Origin of the sequence: Alteromonas sp. 38 (genome assembly GCF_902506055.1) — a bacterium.
Taxonomy (GTDB): Bacteria; Pseudomonadota; Gammaproteobacteria; order Enterobacterales; family Alteromonadaceae; genus Alteromonas; species Alteromonas lipotrueae.
The window spans coordinates 1,341,412-1,357,726 of record NZ_LR733300.1; the positions used below are offsets into that span (position 1 = coordinate 1,341,412).

At 43.6% G+C, this 16,315-nt stretch carries 13 protein-coding genes; 7 read left to right on the forward strand and 6 right to left on the reverse strand.

Annotation, left to right across the window (positions count from 1 at the left end; genetic code table 11):
- Positions 1-23 precede the first annotated feature (23 nt).
- Both FLAVO9R_RS05735 and sodB read right to left on the reverse strand, forming a co-directional pair.
- The gene (locus FLAVO9R_RS05735) at positions 24-1,946 is read right to left on the reverse strand and encodes a PrkA family serine protein kinase (RefSeq protein ID WP_159529583.1); all 1,923 of its coding nucleotides are present in this window, start codon (positions 1,944-1,946) and stop codon (positions 24-26) included.
- 242 nt (positions 1,947-2,188) lie between these two features.
- Positions 2,189-2,770: a superoxide dismutase [Fe] gene (sodB, locus tag FLAVO9R_RS05740; RefSeq protein ID WP_159529585.1), complete on the reverse strand. Its 582-nt coding sequence runs from the start codon at positions 2,768-2,770 to the stop codon at positions 2,189-2,191.
- A 511-nt stretch (positions 2,771-3,281) separates the two neighbouring features.
- Between sodB and FLAVO9R_RS05745 the strand changes: the two genes are divergently transcribed.
- The 5 genes from FLAVO9R_RS05745 to FLAVO9R_RS05765 all read left to right on the forward strand — a co-directional run bounded on the left by FLAVO9R_RS05745 (position 3,282) and on the right by FLAVO9R_RS05765 (position 11,520).
- Positions 3,282-3,632, forward strand: coding sequence for a Grx4 family monothiol glutaredoxin (locus FLAVO9R_RS05745; RefSeq protein WP_013784977.1), 351 nt, complete (start codon positions 3,282-3,284; stop codon positions 3,630-3,632).
- A gap of 293 nt (positions 3,633-3,925) precedes the next feature.
- On the forward strand, positions 3,926-6,487 hold the full coding sequence (locus tag FLAVO9R_RS05750; protein ID WP_159529587.1) for a TonB-dependent receptor plug domain-containing protein: 2,562 nt from the start codon (positions 3,926-3,928) through the stop codon (positions 6,485-6,487).
- Positions 6,488-6,634: 147 nt separating this feature from the next.
- Positions 6,635-7,195 carry an RNA polymerase sigma factor gene (locus FLAVO9R_RS05755; protein ID WP_159529589.1) on the forward strand — a complete coding sequence of 187 codons (561 nt, stop codon included), beginning with the start codon at positions 6,635-6,637 and terminating at the stop codon, positions 7,193-7,195.
- A 1-nt stretch (position 7,196) separates the two neighbouring features.
- Positions 7,197-8,267: a FecR family protein gene (locus tag FLAVO9R_RS05760; protein ID WP_159529591.1), complete on the forward strand. Its 1,071-nt coding sequence runs from the start codon at positions 7,197-7,199 to the stop codon at positions 8,265-8,267.
- Between the two features lie 271 nt (positions 8,268-8,538).
- Positions 8,539-11,520 (forward strand): TonB-dependent receptor, encoded by a 2,982-nt coding sequence (locus tag FLAVO9R_RS05765; RefSeq protein ID WP_232370587.1) that lies wholly within the window; start codon positions 8,539-8,541, stop codon positions 11,518-11,520.
- Between the two features lie 78 nt (positions 11,521-11,598).
- Here FLAVO9R_RS05765 and FLAVO9R_RS05770 read toward each other — a convergent pair whose 3' ends face one another.
- A complete protein-coding gene (locus FLAVO9R_RS05770) occupies positions 11,599-11,793 on the reverse strand; it encodes a bacterioferritin-associated ferredoxin (RefSeq protein WP_013784972.1) in 195 nt (64 codons plus the stop codon).
- Positions 11,794-12,055: 262 nt separating this feature from the next.
- Here FLAVO9R_RS05770 and FLAVO9R_RS05775 point away from each other — a divergent pair, with 262 nt between their 5' ends.
- Positions 12,056-12,661, forward strand: a complete 606-nt coding sequence (locus tag FLAVO9R_RS05775; protein WP_159529594.1) for a peroxiredoxin — start codon at positions 12,056-12,058, stop codon at positions 12,659-12,661.
- 176 nt (positions 12,662-12,837) lie between these two features.
- Here FLAVO9R_RS05775 and rnt read toward each other — a convergent pair whose 3' ends face one another.
- Entirely contained in the window at positions 12,838-13,494 is a 657-nt protein-coding gene (gene rnt / locus FLAVO9R_RS05780; RefSeq protein WP_159529596.1) for a ribonuclease T, read from the reverse strand.
- A gap of 319 nt (positions 13,495-13,813) precedes the next feature.
- Between rnt and FLAVO9R_RS05785 the strand changes: the two genes are divergently transcribed.
- Positions 13,814-14,620, forward strand: a complete 807-nt coding sequence (locus FLAVO9R_RS05785) for a flagellar protein MotY (protein WP_159534411.1) — start codon at positions 13,814-13,816, stop codon at positions 14,618-14,620.
- A 106-nt stretch (positions 14,621-14,726) separates the two neighbouring features.
- On the opposite strand, the gene glpQ is transcribed toward FLAVO9R_RS05785, so the two are convergent.
- Both glpQ and gloA read right to left on the reverse strand, forming a co-directional pair.
- On the reverse strand, positions 14,727-15,761 hold the full coding sequence (glpQ, locus tag FLAVO9R_RS05790; RefSeq protein ID WP_159529598.1) for a glycerophosphodiester phosphodiesterase: 1,035 nt from the start codon (positions 15,759-15,761) through the stop codon (positions 14,727-14,729).
- Between the two features lie 50 nt (positions 15,762-15,811).
- Positions 15,812-16,198 (reverse strand): lactoylglutathione lyase, encoded by a 387-nt coding sequence (gloA, locus tag FLAVO9R_RS05795; protein WP_159529600.1) that lies wholly within the window; start codon positions 16,196-16,198, stop codon positions 15,812-15,814.
- Positions 16,199-16,315 lie beyond the last annotated feature (117 nt).

The window sequence follows — 16,315 nt, forward strand, 5'->3', positions numbered from 1 at the left end:
GTGAACCACGAGTAAATAGCCCATTAAGAGGCTTTACGAACTCGTAAATACCACTCACACAATAGTCTGACTTGCTTTTGTGTATAGCCTTTTTCCGTCATTCGATTTACAAAGTCGTCATGCTTTTTCTGTTCGTCGGCCGACCCTTTAGTATTGAACGAAATAACTGGCAGCAAATCTTCCGTGTTGGAAAACATTTTCTTTTCAATCACAGTGCGTAATTTTTCATAACTTGTCCACGATGGGTTTTTACCGCCATTATTGGCTCGTGCGCGAAGTACGAAGTTCACTATCTCATTACGGAAGTCTTTTGGATTGCTAATTCCCGCAGGCTTTTCGGTTTTCTCAAGTTCAGCATTTAGTGACGCGCGGTCAAATAGTTGACCGGTTTCAGGGTCACGATACTCTTGGTCTTGGATCCAAAAGTCTGCATAGGTGACGTAGCGGTCAAAAAGGTTCTGTCCGTACTCTGAGTAAGATTCCAAATACGCGGTCTGAATTTCTTTTCCGATAAATTCAACATATTTAGGTATCAGATAACCTTTTAAAAACTCTAAATATTGCTCACTTAAATCAGTTGGAAACTGTTCACGCTCAATCTGCCTTTCAAGTACATAAAACAAATGCACAGGGTTGGCAGCCACTTCTTGGTGATCGAAGTTAAATACTCGAGAAAGTATTTTAAAAGCAAAGCGGGTGGATAACCCTTCCATACCTTCATCTACGCCCGCATAGTCTCGGTATTCTTGGTACGACTTTGCTTTAGGGTCAGTGTCTTTCAAGCTTTCCCCATCATAAACCCGCATTTTTGAGAACAAGCTCGAGTTTTCGGGTTCTTTCAATCGAGATAGCACAGTGAACTGCGCTAAGCATTCCAAGGTATCTGGTGCGCACGGTGCCCCTTTAAGTTCACTGCTATCTAGCAGTTTACGGTAAATATGAATTTCTTCACTTACTCGCAAACAGTAGGGCACTTTAACAATGTAAACGCGGTCTAAAAAGGCTTCGTTATTCTTATTGTTTCTAAAGGTTTGCCATTCTGACTCATTTGAGTGGGCTAAAATCAGACCATCGAAAGGCAACGCTGAAAAGCCTTCCGTAGGATTATAGTTCCCTTCTTGGGTGGCGGTAAGTAGAGGATGTAGCACTTTAATTGGTGCCTTAAACATTTCTACGAATTCCATCAACCCTTGGTTCGCCTTACACAGTGAGCCTGAATAGCTATAAGCATCTGGGTCGTTCTGTGCGTATTGTTCTAAGCGACGAATATCTACCTTACCTACCAAGGCTGAAATATCTTGGTTGTTCTCATCGCCAGGTTCAGTTTTCGCAATACCCACCTGATCAAGCACAGAAGGGTAGACACGTACTACTTTAAATTGGGTAATGTCACCATTAAATTCATGCAGGCGCTTTCGAGCCCAAGGCGACATGATGGTTTTTAAGTAGCGTTTAGGAATGCCATATTCTTGCTCGAGTAAATGGCCGTCTTCTTTAGCGTCGAACAAGCAAAATGGATGGTCATTTACCGGCGAACCTTTAATGGTATAAATCGGTACGTGTTGCATCAGTTCTTTTAAACGTTCTGCTAACGACGACTTACCGCCCCCTACAGGCCCAAGTAAATAGAGAATTTGTTTCTTCTCTTCTAACCCCTGTGCGGCATGTTTAAGGTAAGAGACTATTTGCTCAATAGCTTCTTCCATACCATAAAACTCATTAAATGCGGGGTAGCGAGATATAACGCGGTTTGAAAATATGCGACTCAGTGCGGGATCCGTCGCGGTGTCTATCATTTGAGGCTCGCCAATGGCACTTAGCAATCGTTCAGCAGCATTTGCATAAGCTGCTGCGTCGTCCTTGCAAATCTCAAGGAACTCCTCAATGGTAAACTCTTCCTGCTTTCGTTCTTCGTATCGGTTTTGGTAATGTTCGAAAATACCCATGAATACCTCTTAAAAAAACGGTTGCCCGTAATTTCAGCTTAGTCGGTATTTAGAAATAGGAAACAAAAATCATAGTAAACTTTTGTATAGACGTGAAATGTTTGGTCTAACGAAAAATGGAATTTTTTCGTTAAAATAGAGTCAAATACACCCATTAGTATTACTTAAAAGTCTGTATATTATTTAATGATGGGCATAAAAAAACCCGCATAGGCGGGTTTTTAAAATTTATCTGAAAACGATTACGCGAAATTCGCGCTAGCAAATTCCCAGTTAGCAAGTGCCCAGAAGTTTTCTAGATACTTAGGACGCACGTTACGGTAATCGATGTAGTAAGCGTGTTCCCAAAGGTCAACAGTCAATACAGGCGTAAGCTCGTCACCAGAAATTGGTGTTTCGGCGTTACTTGTATTCACGATGTCTAAAGAACCGTCAGTAGATTTTACTAACCATGTCCAGCTAGATCCGAAGTTGTTCACTGCTTTGTCGTTAAATGCAGCCTGGAAGTCAGCGAATGAGCCCCATTTTGCATTAATTGCGTCAGCGAGTGCACCAGTAGGTTCGCCGCCGCCATTTGGGCTTAAGCAGTTCCAGTAGAACGTGTGGTTCCAAACTTGTGCTGCATTGTTGAAAACGCCACCTTCAGAAGACTTGATGATCTCTTCTAGGCTTTTGCTTTCCAAATCAGTACCTTCAACTAAACCATTTAATTTAGTAACGTAAGTAGCGTGATGCTTGCCGTAGTGATAGTCCAGCGTTTCAGAAGAAATATGCGGTTCAAGTGCATTTTTTTCGTATGGTAATGCTGGTAATTCAAAAGCCATATCGGTCTCCATGTTGGTTTAATGTTTTTAAACAACGTTAATTTAAGCTCGCAATGCCTGTTCAACGAGCCTGTATAAATACTTTATCTAAGATGCTTATTTTATAATAGCAAAAGCATGCTGTAGATGTAGGGGCAAATTTGTATAACTCAATGACAAATTTATGAAAATTCTAAATTCTTGTCTAGGTAATAATGATCGCCCTGGAAATCCTCATATCGTGAACGCTAAGTTATGCTGCGAAGCACCTACTATGCATACGATAGAAACTAGGGTACTGATAGTAAGTAATATCAGCGTAAGATATAAGATCACTTTCATCTTACCAATGCGACTAAGCTATATGAGATTAATGCTACTCATTATGAGCGTGGGCATTACAGGCTACATAAATTACCCTTTTCAGATGCGGTGAGTATAAACCCCTGAAAGAAACTATGATAATATTACCCTTGAAATCTGCACGCTCATTCCCACTTATAGGGAATAACTTTTCCGCTGAGAGGACCTGATGGATAACACTGAAACACAATCCACCGTAGACAGAATTAAGCAACAAATTGAAGAAAACCCTATTCTTTTATATATGAAGGGTTCTCCAAAGCTGCCAAGTTGCGGTTTTTCTTCACAAGCATCACAAGCATTAATGGGATGTGGTGAACCGTTTGCGTATGTAGACATTTTGCAAAACCCAGATATTCGCGCTGAACTTCCAAAGTATGCGAACTGGCCAACCTTCCCGCAATTATGGGTTGACGGCGAGTTAGTAGGTGGTTGCGACATTATCATGGAAATGTTTCAACAAAACGAATTGCAGCCGTTAATTAAAGAAACGGCAGAGAAACACAAGACTGAAGAATAAGATTAGAAAGCCGGCGATTAGCCGGCTTTTTTGATTAAACCCCCGCAAAACCTCACCACTTTCAATTCCCGTAAATACTAATAGACAGATCAGAAAACAAAATCCTCTATGGTTTGAAAATAAATAATTATTTTGTGCAAAAACGTTTGTTTTATAAGAGTTTACATCTTATAAAACGTGGGTGCTGACAAGTATATAGTCAGTGTTAAAGGTATAAAATAACTATCACTCGCTGCACTTATTACGTTCATAAAAGCGTAGAGGTGACAGGGGGAAAATCCCGGGAAACCACTATGAATACATCTTTGTCTTTATTGACCAAACACGTTCGAGGCGTACTTGCGGCGTCAGCGGCATTTTCTGTTATGGCCATTGCGCCAGTACATGCCCAAGAAGCGCCAGATGCAGCAGAAGCGAGCGCTGAAGATTATGAACAAATCGCCATTGTAGGTTCACGCGCAGCTCCACGTTCTGTAGCAGAATCTGCAGTACCTATCGATATTATCTCTGATGAAGAATTTAAAAATCAGGGTGCCACCGATGTTGTTTCTATGATGCAAACGGTTGTTCCGTCGTTTAACGTTAACGATCAACCGATTAATGATGCATCTACACTAGTTCGTCCTGCTAACCTTCGTGGTATGGCTTCAGATCACACCCTTGTGCTAGTAAACGGTAAGCGACGTCACCGTTCTGCTGTAATCACATTCCTAGGTGGTGGCTTGTCTGATGGTGCACAAGGCCCTGATATCTCGGTTATTCCAGCAGCGGCGTTAAAACAAATTGAAGTATTACGAGACGGTGCTGCGGCACAGTATGGTTCAGACGCCATTGCTGGTGTTATTAACTTCGTATTAAACGACGCGTCAGAAGGCGGCTCATTTGAAGCCCGTTACGGCTCGTATTATGAAGGTGACGGCGACATGATTCAGCTGTCTGGAAACATTGGTATGCCGTTATCTGACAAAGGTTTCATTAACCTTTCTGCAGAGTACCGTACAGCTGATGATACTTCTCGCAGCGTTCAGCGTGATGATGCGGCAGGTTTAGTGGCGGGTGGAAATACCTTTGTTGCCGATCCTGCGCAAATTTGGGGTTCTCCTGAAATTAAACACGACTATAAACTTTTCGCTAACTTAGGGTTAGAGCTAAGTGATACCGCAGAAGCTTATATGTTCGGTAACTTCGCTGAGCGTGAAGTGGAAGGGGGTTTCTACTACCGTAACCCGCATACTCGTGGCGGTGTTTACGCGGCTGATGACGGTTCCCTATTGGTGGGTGACTTAACCGACGACCTTTCAGGTAACTGTCCTACCGACATCATCCCTGGCGACAACGTGTTGACCAACGAACGTTACATCAACGAAGTGGCCAATAACCCTGACTGCTTTGCGTTCAACGAGATTTTACCGGGTGGTTTCACACCGCGCTTTGGTGGAACAGTTACTGATATGTCATTGGTATTTGGAACCCGTGGTGAACTGGCGAATGACATCACATACGATGTAAGCTTGAACTTGGGTGAAAACGAAGTTGATTTTGTTATCAGCAACACAATTAACCCATCACTTGGTCCCGATACGCCATTTGAATTTAGCCCAGGTCGTTATACGCAGTCAGAGCAAACCCTTGACGTAGATTTCACTAAACCTTTTGAAATTGGCTTGTATGAGCCGTTATTCGTAGCAAGTGGCTTCCAATACCGTCATGAAAGCTATGAAAGCTTTGCTGGTGATACTGCATCGTATGAAATTGGTCCACTAGCCTCACAAGGCTTTGGTATTGGTTCAAATGGTTTCCCTGGTTTGGCAGCAAACAGCCAAGGTCTAGTGTCTCGTCATAACATCGCGTTCTACGTAGATGCAGAAGCGTACATTACTGAAACCTTCATGTTGGCGGGTGCGATTCGTTATGAAGATTACTCAGACTTCGGTGATACTACCAAAGGTAAAGTGGCGTTCCGCTGGCAAGCGCTTGAAAACATCGCATTCCGTGGTGCTTTCTCAACAGGCTTTAAAGCACCTACGTTGGGACAAAGTAACGTACGTAACGTAACAACTGCGTTTGGTACTGATGGCAAGCTTATCGACCGTGCTACGCTTCCTCCGACCGATCCTGTTTCACAACTTAAGGGTGGTGAGCAGTTAACACCAGAAGAATCTAAAAGTATTACGTTTGGTGTAGTGGCAGACTTTGATAACGGTTTGTTCGTTACTGCTGATTACTACAACATTGAATTAACGGATCGTATCAGTACCGCTTCTGGTATTGCGCTGACCGATGAAGATATTGCGATTTTGCTTGATCAAGGTATCAGCGATGCATCTAGCTTCACTGAAATTAGTTTCTTTACCAATGACTTCGATACCACTACCGAAGGTCTTGATGTAGTTGCAAACTACAGCATGGATATGTTTGAAGGCGAAACAAAGTTCTCGCTAGCGTACAACTGGACTTCTACCGAGGTAGATAGAGCATCTGATAATATTTCAGCTGAACGTATCCGCATGTTGGAAGATAACCTTCCGGCAGTACGCTACAGCGCAACGGCTAACCATACGAATGGTGACTGGCGCTTCCTTGCTCGCCTGAACTATTTCGGTAGCATCTATGAAGATCACTTAGATTCAGCATTGCCTATCGATAAAGTAGGGTCTGAAATTACGATTGATTTGGAAATGGCTTATAACTTCACCGAAGAGTTGACCGTAACAGTGGGTGCGAAAAACGCGTTTGATGAGTACCCAGATGAAAACACGCAGTATGCAGGTATTGCAGGTTCGTTGTATCCGACTACGTCTCCCATCGGTATCAATGGCGGTTTCTATTACCTGAGAGGTGTTTACACTTTCTAAAAACGGAAACCAGGTAAAAGGAGGCGTTCGCCTCCTTTTATTTCTCTAAATGCTAAAAATATAAGATTTCATCGTGCAAGCAGACCAATAAATTGGCATGATGGTGAAATAACTGTAAGCAATTTGAAACACCTGCAAAATTTTAATATGACCAGAAAGTCGACAGTCACAGAATCCTTCTTAAAATATCGCGCTAAGCTAATGCGTGCGGTAAGTACTATTGTGGGTGCCGACGATATAGAAGACATCGTTCAAGAAGCGTTCATAAAAAGTTATGAAGCAGAGATGAATCAAGAGATTCGTTTTGAACGCACGTACATGCTGAAAACAGCACGTAACTTAGCATTAAATCATATTGCCAGAGCTGAAAATAAGAATAACCAGCCTATTGATGATATGGATATTTTACCCCACGAATTGGTGGGTTACAGCCTAGAAAAAAATGTAGAAAGCAAAGAACGTTTCATCCATTTTTGCCGCGCGACAGATACACTTTCACCGGATGTTAAACGGGTTTTCCTACTTAAGAAAGTATATGGCATGCGCCAAAAAGACATCGCTGAATTGGTTGGTTTAAGCGAAAGTACGGTCGAAAAGCATGTCGCAAAAGGATTAATGTTGTGCTCGAAATATTTAGCCGAGCTATCTAAAGATGACGCCCCCGTGCGCACATCTCGTAATGCGACTCAGGACATAAGCCGTAGTTAACATGAACAATATTCGTCAGTTTTCCAGCAAAGAAGATATCCAAGAGCAAGCCTGCTTATGGATAAGCCGTCTCGATCGCGAACTTAGCGAAGACGAAAAAGCACAGCTTGATGTGTGGCTTGCCGAAAGCCCAAATCATCGTAAGGCACTCATGGAAGCCGCAAGCCTATGGGACGACATGTCAGTACTTAACGAGTTAAGTGGCTTGTTTCCTCATCATCAGAATAAAACCGAAACCCATAAGCGCCAAAAGCGCCGCGTGGGTATAGTTACTCAAGCCCGTATGAGCGTGGCTGCAGCGTTTTTAGTTATGGCGATTGCAGTAGGTGTTGTCGTTGATCGTATTTGGCTAGAAGAGCCAGATGTAGTTGCACACGTGTCTGAAAAAATAGAAACCGGTATTGGTGAACAAAAAAACCTCGTGCTTTCTGATGGTTCCACACTGCTGTTAAACACAAACTCACGGGTTACCGTCGATTTTTCTGACGATGTGCGAAACATTGTATTGCTAAAAGGCGAAGCGCATTTTGAAGTGGCGCACGATACCACGCGACCTTTCACTGTAACCGCAGGTAATAATACGGTTACCGCAGTGGGTACAGCGTTTAACATGCAGTATGTTGACGACAACGCTTTCGAATTAGTGGTAACCGATGGAAAGGTATTAGTTAAAGACAGATTTAGTGCATTCAGTAGTAATCAGTCATTGTTTTCCAAAGCGCCCGTTGAAGGTGAAGGCCTGCTTATGTTTGCGGGTGAAAAAGCCACAGTTAAAGGCGATGTTGATGCCCGCGAGAGTTTATCGCAAAACGACATTGATGATGATTTAGCATGGCAGCAAGGCATGATTGTATTCAAAGGTGAGCGCTTAGAAGCCGTGCTTGCTGAAATTGGTAGATATACTCAGGTACATTTTCAGATTTCTGACGAATCGCTTAAAAGCCGCCGTGTTGCAGGCTACTTTAAAGTGGGTGATATCGATGGTTTGCTAGCTGCGCTTAAAAATAGCTTTAACATTGAATACGAGAAAGTATCTGATACCAGTATTCAGCTATCTGTTTCTCAAGGCTAGTTTAAAGTTAATACTAGGATAATCCGCAGATAACTCGGAGTTAGTGATTCAAGGTTAATGATAATTGAATAACAGACGAATCATACGCTAGTAATGCGTGTGTAATAAAAGCAATGCACGTGCATTACTTGGCATAAGCTTACGTATTGTGACAATATAATAAAATAAATAATAAGTACGATTTCTCATCTTGCACCTTTTGCGTTCAGTCAATTTTTCTCGTGTAGTAGTGCGTAGCTATAATAGTGCGCGCAAGGCTGGCATTTGCCTTATGTTAGCAGTGTGTTCAAGTCATGTAGAGGGCGTATATGCCCAACAGGTGGCTAAAGATAGCGCGCAAGATAACGCCCCACTGCCAGTATCAAAGGTGGAACCACAAACTGGGCAACATAACTCGCAAGAAAAAGCGCAAGGCTCAATAAAGCTATCTAATCAAACTGCCTTCCAGTTTTCAATTCCAGCCCAAGATGCCGACGATGCGCTGACAGAATTAGCAAAGCAAGCCAATACCACACTGTTATTTCCTTTCGACTTAGCACAAACGGTTAAAACCAACTCTTTAGAAGGTAATTTTACCCTCAACGAAGCCCTCTCAAAATTGCTTGATGGCACCGAACTTGCTGTGGTGACCGACAGTGCAGGGCAGGTCAGTATTCGCTCTCGCAGTGAATTGGTTGCTCAAAACATAGACGGTGAGGGGGAGGCTAAGGTTCAAGAAGAAGACACGAGTAATGCGCTTGAGCGTATTGCTGTGGTAGGTACCAGAAGCTCTCCACGTAGTGTGGTCGAATCCCCAGTGCCGCTAGACATTATTGGGTCAGAATCCTTGCATTCTCAAGGCAACAGCGATGCGCTTTCAATGCTTAGCACCATGGTGCCTTCTTTAAACGTAAACGATCAGCCCATTAATGATGCTACCAGTTTAGTGCGACCTGCTAATTTACGAGGTATGGCGTCAGATCACACATTATTGCTTGTGAACGGTAAGCGCAGGCATCGCTCGGCGGTGATTACCTTTCTTGGCGGAGGCTTGTCTGATGGCGCACAGGGGCCTGATATTTCGGTTATCCCTGCTTATGCACTAAAGCAAATTGAAGTATTACGAGATGGTGCTGCCGCGCAATACGGTTCAGATGCGATTGCTGGCGTGATTAACTTCGTACTCAATGACAGCGATTCAGGTGGCAGCGTTGCACTTAAAACGGGAACCTATTCAGAAGGTGATGGTGAGTTATTTCAGATACAGGCTAATAAAGGGTTTCGTTTAGGTGAGAACGGCTTCTTAAATGCCACGGTAGAATATCGACAGCAACAAGGTACATCGCGCTCTGTCCAGCGTGATGATGCACAAGGCCTCATTGACGCAGGCAACATGTTCATCAGTAGCCCTGCGCAAATATGGGGCGCGCTAGACGTTAACGAGGACATGAAAATGTCGGTGAATGCGGGCTGGGATATTGCGCCAAACTTCGAAGGTTACGCATTAGCAACGTATGCGCATCGTGAAATAAGTGGCGGTTTTTACTTTCGCAACCCACAAACTCGAGAAGGTGTTTTTTCTGAAACTAACGAAGAAACGGGTGAAAGCCGCCTACTGGTTGGGGATTTAGACGGTATAGGGCAGGGGATTAGCTGTCCCACTATTTTCCTTGATGACACCAATGTATTGGAAAACCCCGATTATTTGCGCATTGCAGACAATTCAACAGCACTTGGTGCTAATTGCTTTGCGTTTAACGAGTGGTTCCCTGGGGGGTTTACACCACAATTCGGTGGCACAATTACTGACGCGTCAGTATTTGCTGGCATAAAAACGGAACTAGACAATGGCTGGGCAATGGATTTAAGTGCCAGTGTAGGGTATTCAGATATCGCTTACCGTCTATCAGGCACTGTAAACCCTTCTTTAGGGCCTGACTCTCCGCTGTCTTATACTCCTGGTTCTGTCAGCCAAGTAGAGCGGACGTTCAACCTTGATTTCGCTAAGCTAATTCAATCCGTGTTTGAAGAGCCTATCAGTATTGCCATGGGCGCAGAATGGCGCAGAGAAACTTACTTTCAAAAAGCCGGTGATGATGCCTCTTATGCCGCAGGTTCGCTTGCTTTTGACCCTACAACGGGCGCATCTCAAGGGTTCAGTATTGGCTCGAACGGATTTCCAGGCTATCAGCCTCAATCGGCAGGGCACTGGAATAGAAGTAATTGGGCGGTGTACATAGATTTGGAGTTTTTCTTAACTGAAGCATGGCAATTTGGTGTGGCCACCCGAGTTGAACACTTTACTGATTTTGGTTCTACCTTTGATGGCAAGCTGAGTACGCGATACAAGGTGAACGACTTATTTGCCCTTCGAGGTTCTATCAATACCGGCTTTAAAGCCCCCACAGTTGGTCAAAGTAATGTTATTAATGTTACTACGGCATATAGTGCCAATGGATTAGAAGACCAAGCCACACTGCCACCCACCGATTTGGTATCACTACAACTAGGTGCAACACCGCTCACACCAGAAGAGTCGGTCAACTTTAGTCTAGGTGTGGTGATGCACATAAGTGACAGATTTTTTGCCACTTTGGATTACTTCAATATTCGACTGATGGACAGGATCAGTACTACATCGGCCATCCCTCTTACCGATGAAGACATACAAATACTCAGCGCAAAGGGGCGAGATGATGCGGCGAAATACAATGCCGCTAAATTCTTTACCAACGATTTCGATACGCAAACTCAGGGCGTTGATTTAGTGATTCACTATGACTTCATGGTGCAAGATTGGAAGCAGACTTTATTGTTAGCTTACAATTGGACAGACACGCAAGTAGAGCGAGTGACCTTGTACCCCACCATGGTTGAAGGTGAATTAACCTTGATGCCAAACCTGACACCACAGCGCATCAGAATGCTAGAAGATAACTTGCCTGCTCACAGAGGCAGTTTAACGCTGGAACAGTACATTGGAGATTTCAATTTTACGTGGCGGGCGAATTATTACGGAAAATATTACGAAGACCATCTAGATGCTTCTGCGGGAATGGATATTTTTGGAAGCGATACGCTAACGGCAGATGTGCAAGTAGCATGGTATTTTTCACCGTCGTGGCGAGTTACGTTAGGCGCGCAAAATCTGTTTGATTCAAAGCCTGATAGTAATCCATTCAGTGGGGAAGTCGGATCTTTATACCCGCCAACATCACCAGGTGGAATTAATGGTGCGTTCTATTATTTAGGGCTGGAATACCGCGTAGATTAACGACTTATTAGTGGGTTGAAATAGAACGTCAGATAAATTTTTGGTAGACGTTAGGAAAACGTTTGGGGCAAAGGGGGGTTAGCCTACGTTTTTAAACATAGAGTCATCGATAATAGTTTGATCGATAATCTGTTGTGCCATTTGGATGCACTTCCCACACTGGGAACCAAGTTCCATATGTTCACGCAATTCACGCATGTTGCCTACGCCATTACCTTGTACTGCGGCGCGTATACTTTTATCGGTAACGCCGTAACACATACATACAAACATAAAACACTCCAAATAAGTCTGTAAATGATAATAATTGCTATTTCATTCTAATGCAAGTGAGATTTAGTCGTATTCACACTCAATAAATCATTAAAAAAGGTGTGCTTTGGTACGATGAGTGAAATATTCATGAGAAATTAGCGAAAGTACAATGCGTTATAGCTTGTTATCTAAAATTAAGTACCAATAAAGACAGATAGAAAACGCCTAGTAATAAGACGTTTTACTTATTATTAAATTTTTAAATAAATTGGAGATACTCATGAGTGTATTAGTTGGTCGTCCAGCGCCGGATTTTACCGCGGCTGCAGTATTAGATTCAGGTGAAATAGTTGACTCATTTTCACTATCTGAAACCATTAAAGGTAAAAAAACGGTACTATTTTTCTATCCGCTAGATTTTACCTTTGTTTGCCCTTCTGAACTGATTGCTTTTGATAAGCGTTTTGAAGAATTCAAAAAGCGTGGCGTAGAAGTGATTGGTGTTTCTATCGATTCACAGTTTTCTCACAATGCATGGCGAAATACGCCAGTAAACGAAGGGGGTATTGGCCCAGTACAATACACCTTGGTGGCCGACGTAAAACATGAAATCTGCCAGGCGTATGATGTAGAGCACCCTGAAGATGGCGTGGCATTTCGTGGCTCTTTCCTGATTGATGAAGAAGGCCTTGTACGTCACCAAGTGATTAACGACCTTCCGCTAGGCCGCAACGTAGACGAAATGCTTCGTATGGTTGATGCGCTAGCATTCCATCAAGATCATGGCGAAGTTTGCCCTGCGGGTTGGACACAAGGTAAAGCTGGTATGGATGCATCACCGGAAGGCGTGGCTAAGTACCTTGCAGCAGAAGCTGACAAGTTATAATAATTAACGCTGTGCCGAACGCAACTATATTAAGTATGTAAAAAAACATGCTAAGCGTTTCGCAAATGCGTCTACCTAATACTAAAACAGCGCCATTCGGCGCTGTTTTTTATTTCTATCAAATCGATTTTGATGAAATGGGTTTGCCGCTAAGCCTCCATTTTAGATATTGCTTATCAGCAAGGCTGATCAGGATTGGCGGGTTGATCTGCCAAGGGCCAGCCGCCCAGTGCTTTATAGCGATTTACCATAAAGCAAAATAGCTCTGTGGTTTTTTGCGCATCATATAATGCGCTGTGGGCTTCTTTTTGATCAAACTCGATACCTGCCGCTCGGCAGGCTTTAACCAATACGGTTTGGCCTAATGTTAAACCTGCAAGGCTGGTGGTATCAAATGATACAAATGGGTGGAAAGGCGTGCGCTTAATGTTGCAGCGGGCTATGGCTGCGTTCACGAAACTTTGATCGAAGGTGGCGTTATGCGCCACAATCACCGAGCGCTGGCAATCCGCATCTTTTTGCGCTTTACGAATGCCTTTGCACAGTGACTTCATCGCTTCACTTTCTTCAATGGCTCCGCGCAGAGCACAGTGAGGGTCAATACCGTTAAACTCTAGCGCTGCGGGCTCTAAGTTGGCCCCTTCAAAAGGGTCGACATGGTAATGAAAAGTTTGGTCAGGATAAATTAGCCCATCTTCTTCCATTTTTACCGTGACGGCAGCGATTTCAAGTAAGGCGTCGGTTCCAGAATTAAAACCAGCGGTTTCGACGTCAATAACAACAGGAAAGTAGCCTCTAAAACGATGAGGAAGGGAATGGTGCAACTCAGACATAGTTTCTCTTAGCAGGTTTTTTGGTTACGTAACACGGCTGTATCAATATAAAAATGCTACGGAAAGTGGAGCGATTATGGCAAGGATAACACACGGTATCCAGCCTGAATTTCGTTGATGGACTAAATGACGGGCTATGGAAGCTGCAATTCAATGTATAATTGATGGAATAGAAGGCTAAACTTTTCTACACTAAGGACGATATATTCTGTAAGCGCCTTTTCGTTAGGTATGGTTTATCAGTTGAGTGGGTATAGTTGTGAAGCGTAAATTCGGTTTACTTATTCCGTTGTTTTTTACTACGGTCGCAAGCGGTGCTATGCGTCAGTATTCGGCTACGGTAGAAACGTCGAACTGGGAAGTGGTTGATGCATCGCGTTTGCAATGTACCTTGAACCATCCTTTACCAGGGTACGGCGATGCCATGTTTACTAGCGTGGCTTCAAAACGGCTTAATATGGAATTCGAGCTAGATATGCACTTATTGCCTAATCGCTTCGATGTGGCTGCTGTCTATTCTGTACCGCCAAAGTGGATGCCGGGTGTTGCGCCTAAAACTATCGCCGATATGACATTGCGAACGCAATATAATGGTGACCTTCCACAAGACGCCGCATGGACTATGTTAAGTGAACTTGAGAAAGGCTTCTGGCCCACCATTTATTATCAAGACTGGTACAACGAATACGATAAAGTGAGCGTTGCATTAAACGCCAGTAATTTCTCGTTGGTGTATCGAGACTTCGTTGAGTGTGTGTCTAATTTATTGCCTTATAATTTCGACGATATTGCCTACACGGTGTTGTCGTATCAGAAAAACAGTACCGAACTGACTAAGTATTCGCAAAAGCGCCTAACAATGATTGGGGAATACCTAAAAGAGGATAGTGACTTAGAGTTAGTTTTGCTTGATGGCTATACCGACAGTTATGGCGGGCGATGGAACAACGAACAACTATCTATACGCCGAGCCAATGAAGTAAAAAGCTACTTAACTACTATTGGTGTGCCCGATGACAGAATTCAACTTACGGGGCACGGCGAGAAGCGTCATATCGCGAATAACAATACCCGCGAATCAAGAGCACAAAATAGAAGGGTAGTGGTACGGTTATCTAAATCCTAGTGATTGACTCAGTGACTGAATTGAAAATTTATTTTGTGATTCGAATATAAAAAGCGGCTATTAGCCGCTTTTTTTGTGTGTTGTATAATAGCTTAATTTATTATTGCTACTCGCCTTGTGCCTCAAGCCACGCTTTGACTGGTGGCACATGGTCGGTAAATACGCCGTCTACGTTCACCACGTGTTTCAGGGTAGAGAGAAGCTGTTCTGCTGTCATGCCTGGCGGCAGAGCATCTTCACGAAAAGTGTATGGATGAATAACGAAACCTTCTGAATGGGCATGTTCAAGCCAAGGTGCCGGCACCAGTTTACCCGCTTTCATCGCTTGCGGATCTAGTAGTTGCCCTAACCAAGGGCCTAAACCATCGGCATATTTAGCTACTGCTTTCATGCCGGCTTCACTTTTTATCCAACCGTAGTCTGTGGTTGATTCCGCCCAGCTGTTCTCACCGATTAGCATGACCACTTTGCCCGCATAGTTTAGTTCGTTTCTAATGCGCTTTATTTCATTGAAGTCGAAACACTGCAAGTAACTGTTGGCGTTTTTACTGGCAAGATTAAAGCGAGTTAGGGAGGCAATTACAATTTGGCTTGCATCTACGCCTTGTTCGGTATGCCACGCTGGTGACTTTACTTCCGTATAAACCCCTACATCGGTTTCGAACTCTCGATTGAGTTGAGTGATAAGCTCGTAATGTTCATCCAAGGTTGCTACGGTAAAGTTCGCCGTATTCCCCGTATAACGTGTTGTGAAAACTTGCTCGCCTTTGTTGTTGGCTCGTTCATGTACTTGCAGGGTGCGAAGCTCATCTAGCGTGAAGTCTAAAGCGTAAAAGCGACCATCTTTACGCGCTCGCTCAGGAAATACCTGCTCAACGTTGGTTACTGTTTCTAAATGTATGTCATGCAACACCACGGCAATCCCATCTTTGGTAATAACCGCATCTTGCTCAATAAAGTCAGGGTTCATGGCAAAAGCAAGTGTGGCGGCTTCTAATGTATGCTCAGGCAGATAACCTGAGGCACCCCTATGGGCTATAACATCAAAGTCTTTCGCCAATAGCACTGGGCTTGCAAAAATAGAGATAAAAAGCGAGAAAACTAACGAGCAAGTCAGTGACGCGTGAGGAATTTTTAGCATAGTATGGCAATATCCTTATTAATAGGGCCGCTGTATTTTGTAATAGTGACTTATGGTTTTGTTTGAATAAGTTCAATGGCGTAGCCATCTGGATCGCGAACAAAAGCAATGACAGTAGAACCGCCCTTTACTGGACCAGCCTTTCGATAGACATCACAGCCATTTTGCTCAAGGTTTTCACAGAACTGATAAATGTCGTCTACTTCAATAGCAATGTGACCGTAAGCCGTGCCTTTATCGTAAGTGTCGTCGCCCCAGTTATAAGTGAGTTCAAGCACCGTAGTGTTAGTTTCTTCGCCATAACCCACGAAAGCGAGTGTGTATTCATAAGCTTGGTTTTCAGACTTTCTCAGCAGCTTCATACCCATCAAGTTGGTGTAGAAGTGCAAAGACGCATCAAGATCCTCAACGCGAAGCATGGTATGTAGCATTCTCATTTCACTCTCCCGGTCCTTCTAAGGACATCATATAAATCAGTTTACTATGGGTATATGAAAGGAATGAGACACTAAGGCGCCGATGCAATGGCTGCAAGCGCCTATCGTTAAACAGCT

Excerpts from the sequence above, each read along its gene's own strand:
- FLAVO9R_RS05755 (WP_159529589.1), top strand. The coding sequence starts at position 6,635 with ATGACCAGAAAGTCGACAGTCACAGAATCCTTCTTAAAATATCGCGCT.
- gloA (WP_159529600.1), bottom strand. The coding sequence starts at position 16,198 with ATGAGAATGCTACATACCATGCTTCGCGTTGAGGATCTTGATGCGTCT.
- rnt (WP_159529596.1), bottom strand. The coding sequence starts at position 13,494 with ATGTCTGAGTTGCACCATTCCCTTCCTCATCGTTTTAGAGGCTACTTT.
- FLAVO9R_RS05745 (WP_013784977.1), top strand. The coding sequence starts at position 3,282 with ATGGATAACACTGAAACACAATCCACCGTAGACAGAATTAAGCAACAA.
- FLAVO9R_RS05765 (WP_232370587.1), top strand. The coding sequence starts at position 8,539 with ATGTTAGCAGTGTGTTCAAGTCATGTAGAGGGCGTATATGCCCAACAG.
- FLAVO9R_RS05760 (WP_159529591.1), top strand. The coding sequence starts at position 7,197 with ATGAACAATATTCGTCAGTTTTCCAGCAAAGAAGATATCCAAGAGCAA.
- FLAVO9R_RS05785 (WP_159534411.1), top strand. The coding sequence starts at position 13,814 with ATGCGTCAGTATTCGGCTACGGTAGAAACGTCGAACTGGGAAGTGGTT.
- sodB (WP_159529585.1), bottom strand. The coding sequence starts at position 2,770 with ATGGCTTTTGAATTACCAGCATTACCATACGAAAAAAATGCACTTGAA.
- FLAVO9R_RS05775 (WP_159529594.1), top strand. The coding sequence starts at position 12,056 with ATGAGTGTATTAGTTGGTCGTCCAGCGCCGGATTTTACCGCGGCTGCA.
- FLAVO9R_RS05750 (WP_159529587.1), top strand. The coding sequence starts at position 3,926 with ATGAATACATCTTTGTCTTTATTGACCAAACACGTTCGAGGCGTACTT.
- FLAVO9R_RS05770 (WP_013784972.1), bottom strand. The coding sequence starts at position 11,793 with ATGTTTGTATGTATGTGTTACGGCGTTACCGATAAAAGTATACGCGCC.
- glpQ (WP_159529598.1), bottom strand. The coding sequence starts at position 15,761 with ATGCTAAAAATTCCTCACGCGTCACTGACTTGCTCGTTAGTTTTCTCG.
- FLAVO9R_RS05735 (WP_159529583.1), bottom strand. The coding sequence starts at position 1,946 with ATGGGTATTTTCGAACATTACCAAAACCGATACGAAGAACGAAAGCAG.